Annotated in this window: 18 protein-coding genes; 12 read left to right on the forward strand and 6 right to left on the reverse strand. The window is 71.3% G+C overall.

From position 1 onward, the window contains the following. Positions 1–200: 200 nt before the first annotated feature. Entirely contained in the window at positions 201–2,171 is a 1,971-nt protein-coding gene (gene acs / locus ACYVF7_RS01180; protein WP_460333461.1) for an acetate--CoA ligase, read from the reverse strand. Between the two features lie 241 nt (positions 2,172–2,412). Here acs and ACYVF7_RS01185 point away from each other — a divergent pair, with 241 nt between their 5' ends. The 5 genes from ACYVF7_RS01185 to ACYVF7_RS01205 all read left to right on the forward strand — a co-directional run bounded on the left by ACYVF7_RS01185 (position 2,413) and on the right by ACYVF7_RS01205 (position 8,931). Beyond that, a complete protein-coding gene (locus tag ACYVF7_RS01185; RefSeq protein WP_460333464.1) occupies positions 2,413–3,198 on the forward strand; it encodes a Fic family protein in 786 nt (261 codons plus the stop codon). 1,703 nt (positions 3,199–4,901) lie between these two features. Further along, positions 4,902–5,615 carry a septum site-determining protein Ssd gene (gene ssd / locus ACYVF7_RS01190; RefSeq protein WP_460333467.1) on the forward strand — a complete coding sequence of 238 codons (714 nt, stop codon included), beginning with the start codon at positions 4,902–4,904 and terminating at the stop codon, positions 5,613–5,615. A gap of 265 nt (positions 5,616–5,880) precedes the next feature. After that, positions 5,881–7,035 carry a TadA family conjugal transfer-associated ATPase gene (locus tag ACYVF7_RS01195; protein ID WP_460333470.1) on the forward strand — a complete coding sequence of 385 codons (1,155 nt, stop codon included), beginning with the start codon at positions 5,881–5,883 and terminating at the stop codon, positions 7,033–7,035. After that, positions 7,032–7,763, forward strand: coding sequence for a type II secretion system F family protein (locus tag ACYVF7_RS01200; protein ID WP_460333473.1), 732 nt, complete (start codon positions 7,032–7,034; stop codon positions 7,761–7,763). The genes ACYVF7_RS01195 and ACYVF7_RS01200 overlap by 4 nt, the downstream gene beginning before the upstream one ends. Positions 7,764–8,241: 478 nt before the next feature. Then, a complete protein-coding gene (locus tag ACYVF7_RS01205) occupies positions 8,242–8,931 on the forward strand; it encodes a type II secretion system F family protein (protein ID WP_460333476.1) in 690 nt (229 codons plus the stop codon). Positions 8,932–9,060: 129 nt separating this feature from the next. Here the strand turns inward: ACYVF7_RS01205 and ACYVF7_RS01210 are convergent, their stop codons facing one another. After that, on the reverse strand, positions 9,061–9,285 hold the full coding sequence (locus ACYVF7_RS01210) for a helix-turn-helix domain-containing protein (RefSeq protein ID WP_460333479.1): 225 nt from the start codon (positions 9,283–9,285) through the stop codon (positions 9,061–9,063). Then, positions 9,285–9,899, reverse strand: coding sequence for a DUF2975 domain-containing protein (locus ACYVF7_RS01215; RefSeq protein WP_460333482.1), 615 nt, complete (start codon positions 9,897–9,899; stop codon positions 9,285–9,287). The genes ACYVF7_RS01210 and ACYVF7_RS01215 overlap by 1 nt, the downstream gene beginning before the upstream one ends. A 167-nt stretch (positions 9,900–10,066) precedes the next feature. On the opposite strand from ACYVF7_RS01215, the gene ACYVF7_RS01220 reads away from it, so the two are divergent. The 4 genes from ACYVF7_RS01220 to ACYVF7_RS01235 all read left to right on the forward strand — a co-directional run bounded on the left by ACYVF7_RS01220 (position 10,067) and on the right by ACYVF7_RS01235 (position 13,018). Continuing rightward, entirely contained in the window at positions 10,067–10,261 is a 195-nt protein-coding gene (locus ACYVF7_RS01220) for a DUF4244 domain-containing protein (RefSeq protein WP_460333485.1), read from the forward strand. Positions 10,262–10,609: 348 nt separating this feature from the next. Continuing rightward, the gene (locus ACYVF7_RS01225) at positions 10,610–10,963 is read left to right on the forward strand and encodes a TadE family type IV pilus minor pilin (protein WP_460333488.1); all 354 of its coding nucleotides are present in this window, start codon (positions 10,610–10,612) and stop codon (positions 10,961–10,963) included. Between the two features lie 267 nt (positions 10,964–11,230). Then, positions 11,231–11,650 carry an Rv3654c family TadE-like protein gene (locus tag ACYVF7_RS01230; RefSeq protein WP_460357734.1) on the forward strand — a complete coding sequence of 140 codons (420 nt, stop codon included), beginning with the start codon at positions 11,231–11,233 and terminating at the stop codon, positions 11,648–11,650. Positions 11,651–11,899: 249 nt separating this feature from the next. Beyond that, positions 11,900–13,018, forward strand: a complete 1,119-nt coding sequence (locus tag ACYVF7_RS01235) for a hypothetical protein (RefSeq protein ID WP_460333490.1) — start codon at positions 11,900–11,902, stop codon at positions 13,016–13,018. A 351-nt stretch (positions 13,019–13,369) separates the two neighbouring features. Here ACYVF7_RS01235 and ACYVF7_RS01240 read toward each other — a convergent pair whose 3' ends face one another. The 3 genes from ACYVF7_RS01240 to ACYVF7_RS01250 all read right to left on the reverse strand — a co-directional run bounded on the left by ACYVF7_RS01240 (position 13,370) and on the right by ACYVF7_RS01250 (position 17,649). Then, positions 13,370–14,563: an FAD-dependent monooxygenase gene (locus ACYVF7_RS01240; RefSeq protein ID WP_460333493.1), complete on the reverse strand. Its 1,194-nt coding sequence runs from the start codon at positions 14,561–14,563 to the stop codon at positions 13,370–13,372. A gap of 159 nt (positions 14,564–14,722) precedes the next feature. Continuing rightward, positions 14,723–15,175 carry a hypothetical protein gene (locus tag ACYVF7_RS01245; RefSeq protein ID WP_460333496.1) on the reverse strand — a complete coding sequence of 151 codons (453 nt, stop codon included), beginning with the start codon at positions 15,173–15,175 and terminating at the stop codon, positions 14,723–14,725. Between the two features lie 203 nt (positions 15,176–15,378). After that, positions 15,379–17,649: a DEAD/DEAH box helicase gene (locus ACYVF7_RS01250; RefSeq protein ID WP_460357736.1), complete on the reverse strand. Its 2,271-nt coding sequence runs from the start codon at positions 17,647–17,649 to the stop codon at positions 15,379–15,381. 310 nt (positions 17,650–17,959) lie between these two features. Here ACYVF7_RS01250 and ACYVF7_RS01255 point away from each other — a divergent pair, with 310 nt between their 5' ends. The 3 genes from ACYVF7_RS01255 (at position 17,960) to ACYVF7_RS01265 (ending at position 21,553) form a co-directional block, all read left to right on the forward strand. Further along, positions 17,960–18,313 carry an STAS domain-containing protein gene (locus tag ACYVF7_RS01255; RefSeq protein ID WP_252843406.1) on the forward strand — a complete coding sequence of 118 codons (354 nt, stop codon included), beginning with the start codon at positions 17,960–17,962 and terminating at the stop codon, positions 18,311–18,313. Positions 18,314–18,320: 7 nt separating this feature from the next. Continuing rightward, a complete protein-coding gene (locus tag ACYVF7_RS01260) occupies positions 18,321–18,755 on the forward strand; it encodes an ATP-binding protein (RefSeq protein WP_460333500.1) in 435 nt (144 codons plus the stop codon). Between the two features lie 401 nt (positions 18,756–19,156). Further along, positions 19,157–21,553, forward strand: coding sequence for a sodium-translocating pyrophosphatase (locus ACYVF7_RS01265; protein ID WP_460333503.1), 2,397 nt, complete (start codon positions 19,157–19,159; stop codon positions 21,551–21,553). The last annotated feature ends 78 nt before the right edge of the window (positions 21,554–21,631 follow it).

A 21,631-nucleotide genomic window follows, 5' to 3' on the forward strand; every position in this document is an offset into this window, starting at 1 on the left:
AACCAGAGAGGTACCGGCGAAAGAACGGCTTCTCGGCACAGGACTGTCCGAGGTTACCGGTGGCGAGGCGGGCCGATTCGGGCGGCGGGTCCTTATCGCCGCGTGGCGCGCCGCCCGTCGAGTCAGGGCGTGCGGCCGCAGCCGTGTGGCGGAAATGAGAGAGCGCGGCCCCGCGTGGGCGGGGCCGCGCCCGGTCGTCGTTACTCGTCGTTCGCCGCGGAGGGCATCTTGTCCGCGATGAGGTCCATCACCGTGCTGTCGGTCAGCGTGGTCACGTCCCCGAGCGAGCGGTTCTCGGCGACGTCGCGGAGCAGCCGCCGCATGATCTTCCCGGACCGGGTCTTGGGCAGCTCCGGAACGATCATGATCTGGCGGGGCTTGGCGATCGGGCCCAGGTGCTTGGCGACGTGGTCGCGCAGCTCGGCGACGAGCGTCGCGCCGTCGTCGACGGTCTCCCCGCGCAGGATGACGAACGCGACGATGGCCTGCCCGGTGAGCGGGTCGGTGGAGCCGACCACCGCCGCCTCGGCGACCTTGGGGTTCGACACCAGCGCCGACTCGACCTCGGTGGTCGAGATGTTGTGGCCGGAGACGAGCATGACGTCGTCCACCCGGCCGAGCAGCCAGAAGTCGCCGTCCTCGTCCTTCTTCGCGCCGTCGCCGGCGAAGTACAGGTTGTCGAAGCGCGACCAGTACGTCTTGATGTACCGCTCGTCGTCGCCCCAGATCGTGCGCAGCATCGACGGCCACGGCTCCTTGACGACGAGGAAGCCGCCGCCGCCGTTCGGCACCGACTTGCCCTGGTCGTCGACGATGTCGGCCTCGATGCCGGGCAGCGGCCGCATCGCCGCGCCGGGCTTGCCGTGCGTCACCCCCGGCAGCGGGCTGATCATGATGCCGCCGGTCTCGGTCTGCCACCAGGTGTCCACCACCGGCGTGCGGTCGCCCCCGATGTTGCGGCGGTACCAGACGTACGCCTCCGGGTTGATCGGCTCGCCGACGGAGCCGAGCAGCCGCAGCGACGACAGGTCGTGCTGGGCGGGGATGTCCTCGCCCCACTTCATGAACGTGCGGATCGCGGTCGGCGCGCAGTACAGGATCGACACCTTGTACTTGGCGACGGTCTCCCACCAGCGGCCCCGGTGCGGGGTGTCGGGCGTCCCCTCGTACATGACGCTGGTCGCGCCGTTGGACAGCGGCCCGTAGACGATGTACGAGTGGCCGGTCACCCAGCCGATGTCGGCCGCGGTCCAGAAGACGTCGCTCTCCGGCTTCAGGTCGAACACCGCGTGGTGGGTCCAGGAGACCTGCGTGAGGTAGCCGCCGGTGGTGTGCAGGATGCCCTTCGGCTTGGCGGTCGTGCCCGACGTGTACATGACGTACAGCGGGTGCTCCGCGTCGTGCGGCTCCGGCTCGTGCTCCTCGCTCTGCCGGTCCACGAGGTCGTGCCACCAGACGTCGCGGCCCTCGGTCCAGGCGACGTCCTGGCCGGTGCGGCGTACGACGAGGACGTTCCGTACGTGGTCGATGCCGGCGATGGCCTCGTCGACGTTCGGCTTGAGCGCGCTCGGCGCGCCCCGCCGGTAGCCGCCGTCCGAGGTGATCACGACGTGCGCGTCACAGTCCTCGATGCGGCCGCGCAGCGCGTCGGCGGAGAACCCGCCGAAGACCACCGTGTGCGGCGCGCCGACGCGGGCGCAGGCCAGCATCGCGAACACCGTCTCGGGGATCATCGGCATGTAGATCGCTACCCGGTCGCCCTTCTGGACACCGAGCTCGATCAGGGCGTTCGCCGCCTTGGACACCTCGCGCTGCAGATCGGCGTACGTGATCGTGCGGGTGTCGCCGGGCTCGCCCTCCCAGTGGTACGCGACGCGGTCGCCGAGACCCGCCTCGACATGCCGGTCGACGCAGTTGTACGCCGCGTTCAGCTTCCCGCCGACGAACCACTTGGCGAACGGCGGATTCGACCAGTCCAGCACGGTGTCCCACTCGGTGCTCCAGTGCAGGCGCTTCGCCTGCTTCTCCCAGAACGCCAGCCGGTCCGCCGTCGCCTCCTCGTACGCCGCCGAGGTGACGTTCGCCGCCTCGGCCAGGTCTGCGGGGGGAGCGAACCGCCGGCTCTCCTGGAGAAGATTGGAGAGGGTCTCGTGTGGGGTTTCCTGCGTCACGGCGCTCCTCCATCGAGCAGAAGGTCAGGTAGGTCCATGCCAACTTCACCAGCTTCGTACGTGTCGTTACAAGGGGCGCGCGCCGCGTAGGGTCATGCGATGGCGCCGTCTCCGCACGCCGCGGGGATCGCGCCGCGTCCCACCCCGCGCCGTTCCGTGTTTCGGCCACCGATGGTTCCAAGGAGGAAGCGGCGTTCCCGCACCGGCCCCCGCCGAGCGATCGTCGAACGCCGCGCGTCCGATGAGCGATGCGTTTGCCAACGTCGCGACCCTGCCCGACGTGCCCGAGGCCGTCGCGCGGACCCGGGAGGCCGTCGACCGGCTGCTCGGCCACCGGATCCTGCGGCGCCGCAGCGCCGAGGTCTCCGCGGAGTCGGCGCTGCGCGGCGCCCGGGCCTCGGCCGCCCTCGAAGGCGTCTCGGCGCCTCTGGATGAGGTTCGCGGCGGCCTGTCGAACGATCCGGTCGTGCAGGGTGCGCTGCGGGTGTCGGCCGAGCTCGGATCGCTCGCGGACACCTGGCGGAACGCCCCGCGCCAGGCGCTCGCGCGGCTGCACGCTCTGGCTGCCGCGGATGCCGTCGACCCCGAGGCGCTGGGCCGGCCCCGCCCGGACGACGACGCCGCCGACCCCTTCGAACTCGGCCCGCCGCCGTCGGCCAAGGAGGTCGTCGCCCGCCTCGACGTGCTCAGCGACCTGCTGACCGCGCCGACAGAGGCGCCGGCCGTCGTCGTCGCCGCGATCGTGCACGGCGAGCTGCTGGCGCTGCGCCCGTTCGGCTGGGGCGACGGCATCGTGGCCCGGGCGGCAGCACGGCTCACCCTGGTCGACCGGGGCCTCGATCCCAAGTCGCTGACCGCCCCGGAGGTCGGGCACCTCGAGCTCCAGGACACGTACGGGAACGCCCTGCGCGGTTATACGGCGGGCACTCCGGACGGCGTCGCAGGCTGGGTTCGCCACTGCGCCGAGGCCATCGAGCTGGGCGCACGCGACGCGCTCGCGGTCTGCGAGGCGTTCCAGCGCGGCTGAGGCGTTCTGCGCGGTACGAGGTGGCGTCCCGTGGTCGAGACCGTGCTCGCGGTCGGAGCCGGTACCCCGCGGCAGGAGGCGGCGCCTCGCGATCGGCGATGGCGTCTCGTGGTCGAGGCAGCGTCTCAGGTCGGAGACGGTCCTCACGGTACGAGACGGTGCCTCGCGGTTGAGGCGGTGCTTTGCGGTCGGCGAGCAGGGGGACGTCTTGCGGTCGACGGGCGCGGACGGTGCTCCGGCCGACGGGCGCGGACGGTGCTCCGGCCGACGGGGTGCCGAGCCGTCCGCCTTTCAGGCCTCGGGCCCTTTTCTTGTCGTGCGGGGAGGCGTGGAATCGACCGGCTGTCAAGGCGGTGTCAGGATGTGAGGGATGCTCTCTGCGCCGTCGTGAGGGTGAGAGTGTTCAGGCGCTCGGGTAACCCATGTGCGGGCGCCGACGGGTCGATGGACGCCCCGTAATCGATATCGGCGCGGCGGCACGGGGATGAGCGATGGCGCAGAGTGGACGAACCGGCGCAAAGCGAACGGCGCTCCCGGAGGAACGCCGTCGCCGACACGTCACACCGGGTTACCAAGCGTGCACCTCTGAATCGTCGGATCGGGTCAAGCCCGTCTCGACGCGCCTCCCGCGGCTGGTCGCGCGTGGGTGCCCGGCTGCCGTGCTCGGACACTTGGTCCGTGCAACCTGTCTACGCCGAATTAGCCCAGTTGGCAAGCCCTCGATTCGCCGAGCCGAGGTGCGCGAGAAGATCTCCGAGAGTGGAACAGTGAACCCGCGCAAGAGATCGACTTCGTAAATCCGACATTGGCTGCGGTGTTCGGACATCGCTTGGGCGACGGCAAAAAGATCACGCAGTGTGATCTACCCCTGTATCAATCAAGCCTGCCCGAGCGCAGAACGATCTCGCCTGCTTCCGCTACGCTGCAGCCACTCGCGGAAGGCGTTCTCGACGTACCCCCCACGTGGGAAACGCCCGAATACTCCCGTTATGGGCGGTCGGCCAATGATCACAAATTGGTCGCCACTTCGACGGAACACCGAGTGATCGGGCGACATTATGTTGAATCTGCATACACTGGGGGGTGTCGGGTTTACCGTCCGCTGACGAGTGCTCGGCCACGACTTGACCTTCGAGACCTCCCGGGAAAACGGGACCGGCTCTACCCCCCCGGAGCCGGACCGTCCGGCGACCCCCGCTCTCCCCCCCGGCGGGGGTCGTCTCGTATCCCCAGCCATTTCGTCTCCTGCCGGAGCCGTCGACGACGGAGTTATCCACAGGTTGGGGAGGGGTCCTTTCGGCGTCGACGGCCGCGGGCGCATCGTTGACCTCGCGAAAGCGAGGAGATGCCATGTCCGCCATCGTGCTGATCGCCTCTGCCGATTCCCTGCTCGTCGACGACCTGCTGCGCCTGGCCGCGGCGGCGGACGTCGAGACCCGGCTCGCCGCCGATCCGGCGGGCGCCCGGGCCGCCTGGCGCGACGCCGCGCTCGTCGTGGTCGGCGCCGACTTAGCCGGGGACCTGGCCCGGTCGTCGCCCGAGCGACGGCCGGGCGTGATCCTCACCACGGTCGAGACCGACGGCGACGACGTCTACCGGTTCGCCGTGGAGATCGGGGCGCAGCAGGTGGTGGCCCTGCCCGGGGCCGAGACCTGGCTGGTCGACCAGATGGCGGCGGCCGGGGAGCCGGCGGGCGGGCGGCCGTGGTCGGCGTCCTGGGTGGGCGCGGCGGGGCGGGCACGAGCGTCCTGGCCGCGGCACTGGCCGGCGTCGCCGCCCGGTCCCGCCTTCGCACGCTGCTCCTCGACGGGGATCCGCTCGGCGGCGGCATCGACCTGGTCCTGGGCGCGGAGGGGACGCCCGGGGCCAGGTGGTCCGACTACGCCGACCGGCAGGGGCGGTTGAGCACCGCCGCGCTCCACGACTCCCTGCCGGCGCGCGACGGGCTGGCCGTGCTCTCGTGGCACCGCGGGGCGGCCGAGCCGGTCTCGGCCGAGACGATGCGATCCGTGCTCGACGCGGCGGTCCGCGGCTACGACCTGGTGGTCGGTGACCTCCCGCGGCAGATCACCGACGCGAGCGCGGAGGTCCTGGCCTCCGCCGACACGACGCTGCTCGTCGTCCCCGCGGAGGTGCGCGCCACCGTCGCGGCCGACCGGGTCGCCGGGCTGGTCCGCGCCTACTCACGCGACCTTCGGGTCGTCGTCCGCGGTCCCGCGCCCGGCGGTCTGAAGCCCGCCGTCATCGCCGAGTCGCTGCGCCTGCCCCTGGCCGGCGTGGTGTCCACGGACCGGCGACTGGCGAGCGCGATTGAGCGGGGCGACCGTCCGGGGAGGGGCGGTGCGCTCGATGACTTCTGCCGCCGGTTCCTCACCGACTTGGCACACGACCGGCCGCCGCGCGGAGCGGCCCGCTGATGGGCACCGTCGGCGTCGTCGCCCCACCTCACGAAAGCGCGCAGGAACGGCTTCGCCGACCCCCGCGTTCGTGCCGGAGCCACGGGAGGCGGAGGCAGCCGAGACCAGGCCGCCTTCCTCCACCTCCTTGCGAGGCGTCCGCTGGACGCCGCTCGCCACGAACAAGATCCATCGGACAGGCCCTGGATCTCCCCGGCCAGGCCCCGCACCTCCGGGCCGCTCGGCCTCGAACCGCCCGCGCGGCGGGCACGAAAGGGAAGGCGTCATGAGCGATCTGACCGAGGCTGTCCGCGGGCGGCTCGTCGGGACGGGCGTGGCCCCGACCGCCGCGCACGTGGCGGCGGCGCTGAGAGCGGAGGAGCGGATGCTCGGCGACACGGAGGTGCTGTCCCTCGCCGACGAGGTACGGGCCGACCTGGTCGGCGCGGGACCTCTCGAGCCTCTGCTCCGCGCCCCCGAGGTGACCGACGTCCTGGTCAACGGCCCGGGTGAGGTCTGGGTCGACGCCGGTGCGGGTCTGCGCCTCACCCGCGTGCGGTTCCCCGACGATGCCGCGGTGCGCCGGCTGGCTCAGCGGCTCGCCGCCGCGGCCGGCCGACGGCTCGACGACACCGCCCCGTACGCCGACGCCCGGCTGCCCGGCGGGATCCGGCTGCACGCGGTGCTGCCGCCGATCGCCTCCGGGGGCACCACGCTGTCGCTCCGCCTGCCGCGGCACCGGGCCTTCACCCTCGCCGAGCTCGTCTCCGCCGGGGCCGTGCCCCCGGAAGGAGCCCACCTCCTCGACGCCCTGGTCACCGCCCGACTTGCCTACCTCATCACCGGAGGTACCGGGACTGGGAAGACGACGGTCCTGTCGGCGCTGCTGTCGCTGGCCGACCCAGGCGAGCGCCTGGTCCTGGTGGAGGACTCTGCGGAGCTGCGGCCCGCACACCCGCACGTCGTGGGCCTGGAGACCCGCCCGCCGAACATCGAGGGAGCCGGCGGCGTCACCCTCCACGACCTCGTCCGCCAGGCCTTGCGGATGCGACCGGACCGCCTCGTGGTGGGCGAAGTGCGAGGCGCCGAGGTCGTCGATCTACTGGCCGCCCTCAACACGGGGCATGAGGGCGGCTGCGGCACCCTGCACGCCAACGCCCCGGCCGACGTCCCCGCCCGGCTCGAGGCCCTCGCGTGTGCGGCGGGGCTGAGCCGGGAGGCCGTGCACAGCCAGCTCGCCGCGGCCCTCGACGTCGCCGTGCACCTCGTCCGCGAGGCACCCGGCGGACGGCGCCGGGTGGCCGAGATCTGCGTGTTCCAACGGCGCCCGGACGGCCTCGTGGAGGTGGTCCCAGCGGTCTCCTACGGGGCCGACGGCGCGATCCATGAGGGCCCTGGCGCCCCGGCCCTGGCCGCCCGGCTCGGCGGTCCACCGCCGTGATCGCCCTCCTGGCGGTGGCGTGCGTGTCCGCCGGCGTCTGGATCCTGTCGCTGCCCCTGCCGGCCGCGTTCCGGCTGACCTCGATCATGCCGGCGCGCTCCGAGGCGGCGTCCGAGCGGGCCTCCGGCCCCCGCCTGATCGACCGGATGCTCCGCCTGCGCGACGTGCTCTCCGGAGGGCGACGCGACCTTGAGGCGCGGCGGGCCGCGATCGTCGAGTTGTGTGACGGGATCGCGGCGGAGCTCGCGGCCGGACGCCCACCCGGCGCCGCGCTGTCCGGTGCCGCCGAAGGCCTGTCCCTTCCCCGGTTCGGATCCGTCGTGGACGCCGCCCGGTCGGGTGACGACGTCGCCGCATGCCTCGAACGGGCGGCCGAGGCTCCCGGTTGCGAGGGACTCCGCCTGCTCGCCGGCTGCTGGCGCATCGGGGTCGACCGTGGCGGGATGCTCGCCCGCGTCATCGACGGTCTCGCCGCTGCGCTCCGCGACGAGCAGGAGCACCGGGAGGAGATCGCCCTCCAGCTCGCCGGCCCCCGCGCGACGGCGCGACTGCTCGCCGGGCTGCCCCTCCTCGGCCTGCTCATGGCCGTCGCCCTCGGTGCCCGACCGTTCGCCTTCCTGTTCGGCACGATCCCCGGAGCGCTGTGCCTGGGACTCGGCGTCACCCTGGACATCCTCGGCCTCTGGTGGACCAGACGCCTGGCAGCCGCCGCCGAGGAGATCCGTTGACGCGCCGAAGCCCGTCCCGCGCCGGCGGAGCCCGATCCGGCAGATGGAGCCCGACTCGCGCCGATGGAGCCCGACTCGCGCCGATGGAGCCCGACTCGCGCCGACGGAGCGCGGTCGGCCCGACCCGGTCCGAGCACACGCCGCCAGGACCCGCGCTCGGCCACGCCGGAGTTCCCGGTCGAAGCCGAAGCGGAGGGCATCCGACTGTGAGAAGGGATCATCGATGTTCCTCGAGCTGACCGTCGTCGGCTGCGCCGGCCTCGCGGGTTTCATCGTCGTCTCGGGCGATCCGGCGGGTAAACGACTCGGCAGGCTGTTAGCCGATGAGCGTCGGCCCGCCGAGACGGCGGTTGAGGCCGTGCGGGCCGGGAGCCGCTCATGGCCGCTTGTGAGCCCTGTGGGCGCGAACATCGGCCGTTCTCGTGGGCCGAGCACACGTCGCTCTCATCGATCGCTCTGGGGCCGTTCTGGAACGGTCGTGGGCCGCACGGGGAGCCTGGAGGACGCGGCCGTCGGCGGCCGCAGCAGATCGGCCGGGGGGCGCTCGGACCCGAGCGAAGGACAGGGGAATGACCGCGTCGGCCTCGGGGTGAGCGTGTTGGCCGGCATCGCGTGCGCGTTGTTGCTCGGAGGTCCGCTGGGCTGGGTGGCGGGCGTCCTGGTCGCAGTGGGGCTCATGCGCTTCCTCGCGCGGCTGGAGCCGAAGGCGGCTCGCGAACGCCGAGGCCGCGTCGTCGCCGAACTGCCCATCGCGATCGATCTACTGGCGGCGTGCCTTCGGGGCGGCGGAGCGTGGCACGAGTCGGTCGAGGCCGTGGCCGATGCCGTCGGCGGACCGCTCGGCGCCGAGCTGGCCCGCGTGGCCGCCCGTATCCGCCTCGGTGCGGACCCCGCCGCGGAGTGGCTCGCGCTCGCCCAGGATCCCGTTCTGGCGCCTCTGGGCCGCGCGGCGGCCCGCGCCGCTTCCGGGGGCGCGCCCCTCGCTGCCACTCTCGCCCGTCTGGCGCGCGACCAGCGGCGTGCCGCACGGGTGGCCGCCGCGAAACGAGCGAGGGCCGCAGGGGTCCGAGCGGTCGCCCCGCTCGGCCTGTGCTTCTTGCCGGCATTCATCCTGCTGGGCATCGTCCCGGCCGTCGCCGGCATCGCGGCCACGTTGCTCCTCCCCTGAGCCGGGCGCGTCGGCGGGGGCGTTGGCGTCCAAGGTGGCTTCCCTGAACCAAGAATTGATCATGGAGGTGGTGAGCACGGGGGAACGCGCGGAGGTGATCTGTGCCTTCGTGGTGCTTCGGGCGGGCGGTCAGGGGTCGCCGAAGGTGAGGATGTCACCGGGCTGGCAGCCGAGTTCGCGGCAGATCGCGCTGAGGGTGGTGAAGCGGATCGCCTTGGCGCGGTCGTTCTTGAGGATGGACAGGTTGACGACGGTCACGCCGACGCGTTCGGCGAGTTCGGCCAGGGTCATGCCGCGCTCGGCCAGGAGACGGTCCAGACGGACCTTGATCTGGTGTGGTTCCTCCGGCGGCATCAGACCAGCCCTTCGGAGTCGGCGCGCAGGCGGGTGCCCTGGCGGAACGCCTCGGCCGCAGCGGCGACCAGGAGCGCCAGCAGCACGTAGGGGCCGGAGACCTCATAGGTGATCGAGATCTTGGGGCTCAGATGCGTCCCGCTCACCAGGAGTGTGGTGGTGACGGCGTCCACCAGCGGGATGAGCGTGGCGAGGACCAGGACCGCTGCGGCGATGACGCCCAGCCGCCGGGCGTTCCGCGCGATGAAGACGTCGCCGTCACGAAGGCTGCGGATCATCCGGCGGAGCAGCGCCAGGATCACCAACAGGAGCAGAGCCCTGGCGACCTCGGGGAGAACGAGCAGCAGGCGCTCGGCGAGGCCAGGGTGGGCGAAGGCCAACTCCCCGGTGCGCACGCCGCGGAGCGTCACGCCACGCGACGAGATGGCGGCGGGCACCTGGCCGAGGTCGCCGAGCTGGACCTCGCGGGTATGCGCCGATGAGAGCAGCCCGGCCACACGAAGGACGGGCACGAGTACGCCGGAGAGACCCACCAACAGGAGGGCCAGGCCGAGGACCGCTTCCAAGATGCGACTGTCGTTCCGGCTCCACGTCTGCCAGGGCTTCCCGCTCATGTTCTCTCCGCTCGTCGAGCGCATATCGATATTCGATAGTACCGATAATCGATATGCCGACGCGCGGGTTTTCCACAGAACGTTGTTCGGGGATGGCTGGTCTCTGGGCGTTCCGCAACGCTGATGCCGGGACGTTCTCGCGTCCGTCATCCGAACAGGAGGATCACATGCGCATGATCTCTACGTTGAGTAGCCGTTGGGCGTGCCGTGGAAGCGACGACGGCATGTCCACCGCCGAATACGCCGTCGGCACGGTGGCGGCCGCCGCTTTCGCCGGTCTGTTGTTCAAGATCGTGACCAGCCCCGAAGTCCGGCGAATGCTCTTAACGATCATTCACAGGGCACTCAACCTCGTCGGTTGACCGACAGCCATGCGGAGCGATGATCGACGGGGTGGGTCGCGCGCGCCTTCGGACCTCACACTCATCGGAGTGGGGCCGGTGACCGGACTTGGGGGCGCCGCGATGGGGCGCTGGCGTGTCGCCGAGCCCGGTCCGGCCACAGTCGGACGGGATGCGGCACGGACCGATGTGCTGACGGATGCCGGGATCTCGGTCGCGGCGGTCGCTGGCGGTCGAGGCGGGACCTCGATCCGACGCCGAGCGGACACGGCGGATGCGGGCCGCACGGCCCACACGGCCCGCACCGCATCGCCCGGTGGTCCAGCACGGCGACGCGTCCATGTCGAGCCCGATAGTGACCGAGGATCGGTGACCGCTGAGACGGCGGTCGCCTTCCCGGCGCTCGTCCTCATCCTCGCGACCGCGATGTGGGGCGTGAGCGCTGCAGCGGCCCAGGTCGCATGCGTGGACGCCGCGAGAGCCGGTGCCCGTGCCGCCGCCCGAGGCGAGCCGATGACCGAGGTCCGCGCCGCCGCTCGGCGCGCGGCCCCTCCCGGCGCGAGCGTCTGGATCCATCGGGACTCTCGCATCACCCGTGTGGTGGTACGGGCAACGGTGAGCCCTCCGGTGCGGAGCCTCTTCCCGCCCCTGAAACTGCGAGCGCAGGCAACCGCCGCGACCGAGCCGGAAGGAGGCACCCAGACGCCGGTCACCAGCGGCTGAAGTGTCGGAGGTCCGGAGAAAACGCCGACAGAGCGGGAGATCCGAAGGCAGAGGTCGGCGACCCGCAAGGTGGGCGCGAGACGAGCGCTGAGGGGGATACGAGGCCGCGAGAGCGACTGGAGGTCGGAGAGAGGAACGGGAGGCCGGGCAGGAGGAGAGGAACGAGAAGTCGGAGAGGAACGGGAGGTCGGAGCAGAGGTGCTGCGGGAAACGGCGTCGGCATCGGCGCGGGTGGCGTGCAGGACGATCGAGAGCGCACGCCGGTCCGTGGACACGGAATCCAGTGACCGAGGTTCGGGCACCGTGTGGACGGTCGCGCTGATCGGGGCCGTCTGGACGGTGGCCGCCATGGCGATGGTCGTGGGCGGAGCGCGCGCCGCCCGGCATCGTGCGCACGCCGCCGCCGATCTCGCGGCCCTCGCCGCGGCGGCACACGTGGCCGAAGGATCCGAGCGCGCCTGTCTGCTTGCGGCACGAGTGGCGCGTGATTCTCAGGCGCGGCTCCACGAGTGTGAGGTCCACGGATCGATCGCGGACGTCATCGTCACCTCCCAGGTCCGGTCGCTGCCGCGATTGGGTCGGCTGACCGCCACCGCCCGGGCCCGTGCCGGCCCGGTGGACGGCGGTGGCCTGCCGAAACCTGATCCGCCAGGGAAGGGCGTGACCGGAGGCGGCTTGGCTCGTTGAATCCGTCAAGTGGGATGCGTCCCGGTGCCCCACGCAAAGTGGGGCATCGGTATGGATCTGTGACTCTATTGGAGATAGTGTCCGATAAGCTGCTGCGAACAATTACCACCACTGGCTCCAGAAACCCCTAGAGTCACTCGGAACGGCCGTGATGTTCTTCCCGTCCGGTCGTTTCGATCAAGGGATGAGCGTTGCCGCCGGTGTTCCGAGCCGGTGCGACGGAAGAGTTGTCGAGGAAGGGACGGCGTCGTGAGGAAGGTCGCCAAGGCCGCCGCAGTCGCCCTGATGACTCCGCTGACCGCTGCCGCCATCGCCGTCGGCGAGAGCGGCCCCGTGCACGCCGATAGTCCCTGCTGGCTCTTCGCGCACGCGTCGATCACCCCGCCGTCCGAGTCCGTTACCGCAGGCTCGAGCGTCCATGTGAGTGCCACGGTCAGCGGGATGCTGGCCAAGGCGCATCTTCAGATTTCGGGGCCGGGTCTGGATCGGCAGGTGGGTCCGAGCATCTCCGACGGTGTCATCGAGGGAGACGTAAAGGTCCCCGAGGCCGGATACTTCACGCTGGCCGTGATCGGAAATCTCACCACCTGTACGTACGACACGAGCGGGTTCTCGGCGAACGCCCGGTCGGCGTCGCCGAAGCCCAAGCCGACGCACCACAAGACGACGCCGGGCAAGACGCCGAAGTCCGGCGGTAACACGGTGGTTCCGGGATCGGGCCCGACTCTCCCCAGCGGCACCGAGGGCGTCCCGACACCGTCGCTGAACAGCAACTCGCCGTTCAACCTTCCGTCGTTGGGTCCGAATGGCACGGGGATGGGATTCCAGTACCCGACGCCGGATCCGCAGATCGCCGCGCCGAACACCAAGCAGATACGGGCGGACAACGTCTCCGCGACCACTCCGATCAAGTGGGGCCAGAGCATCGCGGCCGCGTTGGTGCTCCTGCTGCTGTCCGCGCACTTCGGCATGTGGTCCCGCCGCCAGCGGCTGGCAGCGGACGCCCGCGTCGCGCAGACCGGCTCCGGCGGTCGCACCTCTCCCGCCGGTCGTGCCGACGGGAAGTCGCCGGGTGGCGGGGTGCCGACCGGCCGGAAGCGGCGAAGGGCGCCGGTGACCGAGCTCGCCACCGGTGCCGACATGCCCGGAGCGGCCGGTGACGCCCGAGACGCAGGGACGGGTGATTCCAATGCCGCTCCGGCTGCGGAAGCCGCCGCAGGCTCGCGCCGGAACGCCGATGGCGCGGCGGTGGCGCCGGATCGTGCCGCCGACCACGGGGACGACCAGCAGGAATCCTCCGGAGTCGCCGGCCAGCGGGAGGCTGCTCCTGCCCGCCGCGGCTACCGCGGGCGGCGGCGTCGGAGCTGACTCTCGACGTACGGCAGAGCCGACTCTCGACGTTCGGCAGAGTCCGTCGCCGCGCGTGATGCGTGTGCCCGGCGCGATCCGTGCCCCGCGGTCCCTGTGCGCCCGCGCGATTCCCGTGCTCTAGGCCATCCCGCCTACCTCTCGTGGTCGATGTGTCTCGCGCGATCCATGCGTGCGTGAGCTACGTGCCTCACGCGATGCCCGACGCGTCTGCCCGGCCCGATGCGCCTGCCGGCCCGATGCACCTGCCGGCCCGATGCGGTCTGCCGGGTCCGATGCGTCTGCCGAGCCCGATGCGTGCGCCATGGTGCGATCGCTGTGCCACCTCGTGGTGGGCGCGGTACTGGCTCTTCACGAGGGACGGTTCGCGGGCTCCAGGGTCGGGGGTTGCCAGGAGAGCGTTGGAGCCAGCGCCTTCAGCATGGAAGAGGACGGGCTCAGGCGCAGCACCCGGTCCCGCAGGATGGCGGCGGGCCGCCAACTCCACTGCGCGACCGTTCCGATCAGACGGGACCGGCGGGCGATCATCTGCGTGCGGGCGCGACGCTGGCGGTCATAGGCGGCGAGAGCGGGGTCCACGTCCGGATGCGCGGCGAGCATCGCGGCCAGCGTGACGGCGTCCTCCAGCGCCTGGTTGGCGCCCTGCCCCAGGTCCGGGGTCATGGCGTGCGCGGCGTCGCCGAGCAGCGCGGTGCGGCCATGGACGAAGGTGCGCAACGGCGGCAGTTCGTAGATGTCATGACGCATCACCGCGTCCTCGGAGGCGGCGGCGAGGAGTTCGGGGATCGGCGCGTGCCAGCCGGTGAAACGCCGCCGCATCTCCGCCAGCTCGCCGTCGGGGCTGCGTTGCCCTTCGGGAGCGTTCGCGACGCAGAAGAAGTAGGTGCTGCCGTCGGCGAGTGGCACGATTCCCGCTCGCTGGCCGCGTCCCCAGGTCTCGCCGGCCCCCGACGGACGACCTCCCGTATCGACGATCACGCGCCAGGCCGTGTATCCCGCGTAGCGGGGTTCGCGATGGCGGGGCCAGAGGGAGCGCCGGACGACGCTCCGGATTCCGTCGGCGCCCACCAGGAGGTCGGCTCGCGACACCCCTGCCGTGTGCCGGACCTCGACCGAGGAACCCGCGGCTTCGACGCCGGTGACCTCGGCGTTCATGCGCAGCGCGGCGGTGGGAACGGCCTCGCGGAGGATCTCGGTCAGATCGGCGCGGTGCACGGCGACGATCGGGCCGTATCGGCGTCCCAGTTCGCGTACGTCGGTTCGGGCCAGCCAGTGGCCGGAGGCGTTCCGGATGCCTCCTTCGGTCTCCGTCATGGCCTGTCGGCGAACGTTCTCGCCCAGGCCCAGCGCGTCCAGGGCACGTATCCCATTGGGCCACAGGGACAGCCCGGCGCCGACCTCCTCGAAGGCGGGGGCGCGCTCGAGGACCTCCACCTGCCATCCGCAGCGGATCAGTGCGACGGCGGCTGCCAGTCCACCGATTCCACCGCCGACCACGACCGCGTTGCGTCTGTTGGCGCCGTCGGCGTCCGCTCTGGGGTCCATGCGCCCGTTGTACACCTATGGCGGACCCGCGGCCCCGGGCGAGCGCACAGCGCGCAGAACGCTCGCGGAGAGGTCGACCCTGACTGCGCCGCAGTCCGGGAGGAACCGTCCGTCAACGAAGCTTCCTAGATCACCCCGGCGTCGTACGGGGCGGGGCGGTCACTCGTTGCGGTCGAAGAAGGAGGAGACCGGGTCGCGCTCGGACCTCCGGCCGCCGCGGGCGACCGGGATGTCGTTGGCCGTCGTCGAGGGACCACCGGGACCGCCCGGACCACCGGGGCCGCCGGGGGCGTTGCGGGCGCGGGCCAGTTCGCGCTGCAACTGCTGCTTCTCCATCTCCAGCGTGCTGAGCGACTCGCGGTGCTGGTCCCGCAGGTCGCGGATCTCGCGGCGTGCTCGCATGGCGCGGCCCATCGTCAGGAACGCCAGCGCCATGCCGATCAGGAACACGAACGCGACGAGCACGCCTGCGGCGAAGACCTGTCCGTCGGTCTGCACGCCCGGCACGTGCTTGCCGAAGATTTCGATCGAGGCGGATGACGAGTTCCCGGCGATGACGCCGATGCCAACGGCAACCGCCGCGGCGGCCAGCACGATTCCCAGGATGACCATCGATACGTCTCCTCTCCCATGACCCCGGAGCGCGAGCCACGACCCGCGGTGTCATCGGCGATTTGTCGGATTGGCCAAGGTAGCGGGAAGTGGACCGCTTCAACAGGGGCCACCACTGCCACAGCGGTCACCGAGCGTCGACCCGGTAGCACATGATCGAGCCGAAGAAATCACGACGCCGGAGCATGGGAACGGCCGCGTGATCAGCGGGAGGGCGCCTGCTTCAGCAGGGCGTCGAGCAGGTCCAGCGCGCCCTGCTTGTCCAGCGGATCGTTGCCGTTGCCGCACTTGGGCGACTGGATGCAGGAGGGGCAGCCGTGGTCGCACTCACAGTCGGCGATGGCCTCGCGGGTCGAGCGCAGCCAGCGTCCGGCTTGTTCGTACCCGCGTTCGGCGAAGCCCGCGCCGCCGTCGTGGCCGTCATACACGAACACCGTCATCCGGCCCGTGTCCGGGTGGAGGGCCGTGGAGACGCCGCCGATGTCCCAGCGGTCGCAGGTCGCGAACAGCGGCAGCAGGCCGATGGAGGCGTGCTCGGCGGCGTGCGCCGAGCCGCCGACGTCGGCGTCGCCCAGGACCCGCAGCGCCTCGTCGGGCAGTGTCCACCAGACCGCGCGGGTGCGCAGCGTACGGGGCGGCAGGTCGAGCGGGCGTTCGCCGAGGACCTCGCCGCTCGCGAGGCGGCGCATCTGGTACGAGACGACCTGCTGGGTCACCTCGACGGTGCCGAAGCACAGGGTCGCCTCGCCCCAGGACGTCGACCGCAGGGTCTCCAGGATGGAGATGTCGGTGACGTCGCGGGCGGTGGTCGTGTAGTCGGGGTCGGCCGCCTCGACCAACGCCACCGAGTCCTCGAGGTCGAGGGTCTGGACGACGTACGACTCACCCTGGTGGAGATAGACGGCGCCCTGGTGGACGGTGGTGTGCGCGGACGGCTCGTCGACGGTGCCGAGGAGGCGTCCAGTGGCGGCCTCGACGACCTGGACGGGCGGGCCGCCGGCGCCGCGGATGTCGGCCAGGTCGGTGGCGCGCTCGCGCTTGGTCCAGTACCACCCGGTGGGCCGGTGCCGCAGGAGCCCGCGGCGTACGAGGTCGGGCAGGAGATCCTTGACCGACGGGCCGAAGAGCGGCAGGTCCTTCTCGGTGAGCGGGAGTTCGGCGGCGGCGGCGCACAGGTGCGGGGCCAGGACGTACGGGTTGTCGGGGTCGAGGACGGTCGCCTCGACGGGCGTGCCGAAGATCGCCGACGGGTGGTGCACGAGGTAGGTGTCGAGGGGGTCGTCGCGGGCGATCAGGACGGCGAGGGCGTCCTGGCCGGAGCGGCCCGCGCGGCCGGCCTGCTGCCACAGCGACGCGCGGGTGCCGGGCCAGCCACAGATGATCACCGAGTCGAGCCCGGAGACGTCCACGCCGAGTTCCAGAGCGTTGGTGGAGGCGAGCCCGACGAGCTCCCGGGATCGCAGGGCCTTCTCCAGCGCCCGTCGCTCCTCGGGCAGGTAGCCGGCCCGGTACGCGGCGACGCGGGCGGGCAGGTCCGGGGCGACCTCGGCGAGGGCCCGTTTGGCGCCGAGCGCGACCGCCTCCGCGCCGCGCCGCGAGCGTACGAAGGCCAGGGTCTGCACGTCCTCGATGACGAGGTCGGCGAGCAGGTCGGCGGCCTCGGCCGTGGCCGTGCGGCGTACGGGGGCGCCGTGCTCGCCGCGCAGCTCGGTCAGCGGCGGCTCCCACAACGCGAACGACGTCGCGCCGCGCGGCGAGGCGTCCTCGGCCACCTCCGCGACGTCGACCCCGGTCAGCCGGGAGGCCGAGGCGCCCGGGTCCGAGGCGGTCGCCGACGCGAGGATGAACACCGGCTCCGAGCCGTACCGGGCGCAGACGCGCCGCAGCCGCCGGAGGATCTGGGCGACGTGGGAGCCGAACACCCCGCGGTAGCCGTGCGCCTCGTCGACGATGACGTAGCGGAGCCGCCGCAGGTACGGGGCCCAGCGCGCGTGGCCGGGCAGGACCGTGCGGTGCAGCATGTCGGGGTTGGTGAGGACGTAGTCGGCGAACTGGCGGACCCAGGTGCGCTCGTCGGCCGGAGTGTCGCCGTCGAACGTCGCGGCGCGCAGCTGGGCGAGCTTGAGGCCGCGCAGCGAGCGGAGCTGGTCGGCGGCCAGGGCCTTGGTCGGCGCGAGGTAGAGCACGGAGCCGCCGCCGAACACGGCCTCCAGAGCGGGCATGAGATAGGCCAGGGACTTGCCCGAGGCGGTGCCCGTGGCGATGATCACAGACCGGCCCGCGTGCGCGAGCTCGGCCGCCCGCGCCTGGTGCTCCCAGGGCCGCTCGACGCCGGCCAGGCGCAGGCGCTCGACCAGGAGCGGCGGCACCCAGGCGGGCCAGTCGGCGGTGCGGCCTTCACCTGCGGGAACGTTCTGAACGTGGGTGATGCGGCCGTGGCGGCGTGGGTCGTCGCGCAGGCGGCGCAGGATCAAGGGGGCGCGCCCGCGCGAGCCGTTGGCCGCCGAGGTGCCGTCATCAGGGGGGAGTGCGGAGTCCGTACCTATGGCCTGCGTCACCCCTTCGGTTGAAAGTGGTTCGCCATGCGGAGGTTTCCAGTCTGGCATCCTGGGCACAACGCATGGACCGTCATCCGTGCTACCCCCTGCTCGCACGAGGGCGCGTCACGCTGGGCAGGGTCGCCCTGTGTGGTGATTTCGTGTAGACACGATGGCGGAGCGTGGTTGAATCACGGCGGGGTGCCATGGCCCCGACTTCCATACGCGGCACGGCGCAGGAGGATCTGTGGACCTGAAGGTGAACGACTACACCACCGACGATGACCTCACCGTCATCAACGTGGAGGGAGAGATCGACGTCTACACCGCGCCGAAACTCCGCGAAAAGCTCATCGACCTGGTGAACAAGGGCAAGTACCACCTCCTCGTCGACATGGAGAAGGTCGAGTTCCTCGACTCCACCGGCCTCGGGGTGCTGGTCGGCGGGCTCAAGCGGGTACGGGCGCACGACGGCTCGCTGGAGCTCGTCTGCACGCAGGAGCGCATCCTGAAGATTTTCCGGATCACCGGCCTGACCAAGGTCTTCGGCATCTTCGACTCGGTCGACGACGCGCGAGAGCACCGCAAGAAGCAGAAGTAGGGCCGGGATGGCGCCCGAGACAGCCACCGTCGAGCTCACTTTCAGCCCCTTGCCGGCCCATGTCCGCACCGCCCGGTTGATCGCGACCGCCGTCGCCCGGCGGGGCGGGGTCGAAGAGACGTTGCTCGACGAGGTGAGATTGGCGGTCGGCGAGGCCTGCTCCCGTGCGGTGGAGGCTCATCGCCAGCAGTGCCCGGAGGAGCCCGTACGCGTGGAGCTGCGGGACGGCGCGGATCGGTTCGAGGTGGTCGTGACCGACCGTGTGCCCGACGACGATCCGGCGGGCAGCGGCGTCCCGGAGTCGTCAGTGGACCTCGCGGAGCTGAACGGCGATCTCAACCTGGGATTCGCCGTTATCGCGGGTCTGGCCGACGACGTGGACATCACGTCGACGCCCTCCGGTGTCGAGATCACCATGAGCTGGCCGGTCAAGAAGGACTGAGCCGGCCGCCGGTCGGCGGCGACCGACCGGCATGGACGTCCCCACCCCCGGGGCCGCGTGAGACGCGGCCCCGGGGGTCTCTGCTTTATACGGGAGTTACACTTTTCCCAGTTTTCGCAGTCCTAATCATGATCGCCCCTTATGGACGGCTTTTTGATCAAGAAGTGGTTTGCCGTATAAGTCGCGATTGACCAGCGGAGATGCTCCTCGCTAGCGGCGTAGGATTAATTTCTGGTGCAGCGAGTGTCACATCTCGGTCGCATTACTGTTAAGCAACCGAGCAGGCTTCTAATTCCGGCTACGCCTGCGTAGACTCCCGGCACCATTGCCCCGCCCGACGCGTGGCGGTGGCCGGTCACCCCCGGGGCGACCGGATCGAACGCGGCTGTCGAGGAGGATGCATGTCTGGGCTTTCCCTGCCCGCCCAGGCCAGTGCAGAGGTGAATCTCGGCGGCAGCGACCTGAGTCTGGTGGTCGTTGTCGGTGTGATCGCCTTGTTGGCGCTGGCCGTAGCAGGTGTCCTGGTCCGCGAGGTACTCGCGGCGGGCCAGGGCACCGAGAAGATGCAGGAAATCGCGCGGGCGGTGCAAGAGGGCGCGTTGGCGTACCTCAAGCGCCAGTTCCGCACGGTCGGCATCTTCGTGGTCCTCATCCCATTCCTGCTGCTCCTGCTTCCAGCGGAGTCGACCGGGGTGAAGATCGGCCGATCGGTGTTCTTCGTCGTCGGCGCGCTGTTCTCCGGCGTCACGGGATTCACCGGCATGTGGCTCGCCGTGCGCGGCAACGTCCGCGTCGCCGCGGCGGCGCGGGAGAGCGGCGAGAAGGTCGCGATGCGGATCGCCTTCCGCACCGGCGGCGTCGCCGGAATGTTCACCGTCGGCCTCGGCCTGTTCGGTGCCGCCGTCGTCGTGTTCGCCTACAAGGGTCATGCCCCGGGCGTGCTCGAGGGCTTCGGCTTCGGCGCGGCCCTGCTGGCGATGTTCATGCGGGTCGGCGGCGGCATCTTCACCAAGGCCGCCGACGTCGGCGCGGACCTCGTCGGCAAGGTCGAGCAGGGCATCCCCGAGGACGACCCGCGCAACGCCGCCACGATCGCCGACAACGTGGGCGACAACGTCGGCGACTGCGCCGGCATGGCGGCCGACCTGTTCGAGTCGTACGCGGTCACCCTCGTCGCGAGCCTCATCCTCGGCCGGGTGGCCTTCGGCACCGAGGGCCTGGTCTTCCCGCTGATCGTGCCGATGATCGGCGTGATCACCGCGGTGATCGGCATCTTCGCGGTCGCGCCGCGCGCCAAGGACCGGTCGGGCATGAGCGCGATCAACCGGGGCTTCTTCATCTCGGCGATCATCTCCGCGATCGCGGTGGCGGTGGCGACGTTCCTGTACCTGCCCGACTCGTTCGCCAAGCTGCACGGCGCCAACGCCTCGATCAGCGGCGACTCGAACCTCGCGGACGTCGACCCGCGCTGGGTCGCCCTCGGCGCCGTACTGGTCGGCATCGTGCTGGCCAGCGCCATCCAGCTGCTCACCGGCTACTTCACCGAGACCAACCGCCGCCCGGTCAAGGACGTCACCGACAGCGCCCGTACGGGCCCGGCGACCGTCATCCTGTCCGGCATCTCGCTCGGCCTGGAGTCGGCCGTCTACACCGCGCTGGTGATCGGCGCGGCCGTGTACGGCGCGTTCCTCCTCGGCTTCAACAACACGACCGTCGCGCTGTTCGCGGTCGCGCTGGCAGGTACGGGTCTGCTGACGACGGTCGGCGTGATCGTGTCCATGGACACGTTCGGCCCGGTCTCCGACAACGCCCAGGGCATCGCGGAGATGTCCGGCGACGTCGAGGGCGAGGCCGCGAGCGTCCTGGAGAGCCTCGACGCGGTCGGCAACACCACCAAGGCGATCACCAAGGGCATCGCCATCGCCACGGCGGTGCTCGCCGCGACCGCGCTGTTCGGCTCGTTCCGTACGACGGTCGTCAACGAGCTCAGCGGGGCGAACGACAGTGTGAAGAAGGCCCTAGGGCCGACCTTCCAGCACTTCAACCTCGGCGTCGACAACCCGAACGTACTGATCGGGTTGCTCATCGGCGCCTCGGTGGTGTTCCTGTTCTCCGGCCTGGCGATCATGGCGGTGGGCCGCGCGGCCGGTCGCGTGGTGGTCGAGGTGCGCAACCAGTTCCGCACCAAGCCCGGGATCATGGACTTCACCGAGAAGCCCGACTACGACCGGGTGGTCAGCATCTGCACCGCCGACGCCCAGCGCGAGCTCGCCACGCCGGGCCTGCTGGCGATCATGACGCCGATCGCGGTCGGCTTCGCGCTCGGGTACGCGCCGCTCGGCGCGTACCTCGCGGGCGCGATCGCGGCGGGCGCGCTGATGGCGGTGTTCCTGTCCAACTCCGGCGGCGCCTGGGACAACGCCAAGAAGCTCGTCGAAGAGGGCAACCTCGGCGGCAAGGGCTCTCAGGCCCACGAGGCGACGATCATCGGGGACACGGTCGGCGACCCGTTCAAGGACACCGCCGGCCCCGCGATCAACCCGCTGATCAAGGTGATGAACCTGGTCTCGCTGCTGATCGCCCAGGCCGTCGTCACGTACGCCGCGAACGCCGCGCTGCGGATCATCGTCACCGTCGTCTCGGTCGGCATCATCGTCGGCGCCATCGTCGTGTCGAAGCGCCGGACCTCCTCCATCGGCGGGGAGACCGAACCGGCCGTCGAGAGCGGCGACGCGAAGACGCCGGGCGGCGCCGACACCACCGACGAGGAGGAGGCCGCGGCCGCCAAGGCGTCGTGACCTGAGCCAACCCTGGAAAGAAGGGCAGAGGGGGCCGGACGGACCACCGTCCGGCCCTCTCCGCGTCTCCAGCTCAAA

This window comes from Actinoallomurus acanthiterrae (assembly GCF_054775715.1).

Bases quoted from the DNA above. Each gene is read 5' to 3' on its own strand.
- ACYVF7_RS01185 (WP_460333464.1), top strand. From the start codon at position 2,413: ATGAGCGATGCGTTTGCCAACGTCGCGACCCTGCCCGACGTGCCCGAG.
- ACYVF7_RS01195 (WP_460333470.1), top strand. From the start codon at position 5,881: ATGAGCGATCTGACCGAGGCTGTCCGCGGGCGGCTCGTCGGGACGGGC.
- ACYVF7_RS01210 (WP_460333479.1), bottom strand. From the start codon at position 9,285: ATGCCGCCGGAGGAACCACACCAGATCAAGGTCCGTCTGGACCGTCTC.
- ACYVF7_RS01215 (WP_460333482.1), bottom strand. From the start codon at position 9,899: ATGAGCGGGAAGCCCTGGCAGACGTGGAGCCGGAACGACAGTCGCATC.
- ACYVF7_RS01220 (WP_460333485.1), top strand. From the start codon at position 10,067: ATGCGCATGATCTCTACGTTGAGTAGCCGTTGGGCGTGCCGTGGAAGC.
- ACYVF7_RS01240 (WP_460333493.1), bottom strand. From the start codon at position 14,563: ATGGACCCCAGAGCGGACGCCGACGGCGCCAACAGACGCAACGCGGTC.
- ACYVF7_RS01245 (WP_460333496.1), bottom strand. From the start codon at position 15,175: ATGGTCATCCTGGGAATCGTGCTGGCCGCCGCGGCGGTTGCCGTTGGC.
- ACYVF7_RS01260 (WP_460333500.1), top strand. From the start codon at position 18,321: ATGGCGCCCGAGACAGCCACCGTCGAGCTCACTTTCAGCCCCTTGCCG.
- ACYVF7_RS01265 (WP_460333503.1), top strand. From the start codon at position 19,157: ATGTCTGGGCTTTCCCTGCCCGCCCAGGCCAGTGCAGAGGTGAATCTC.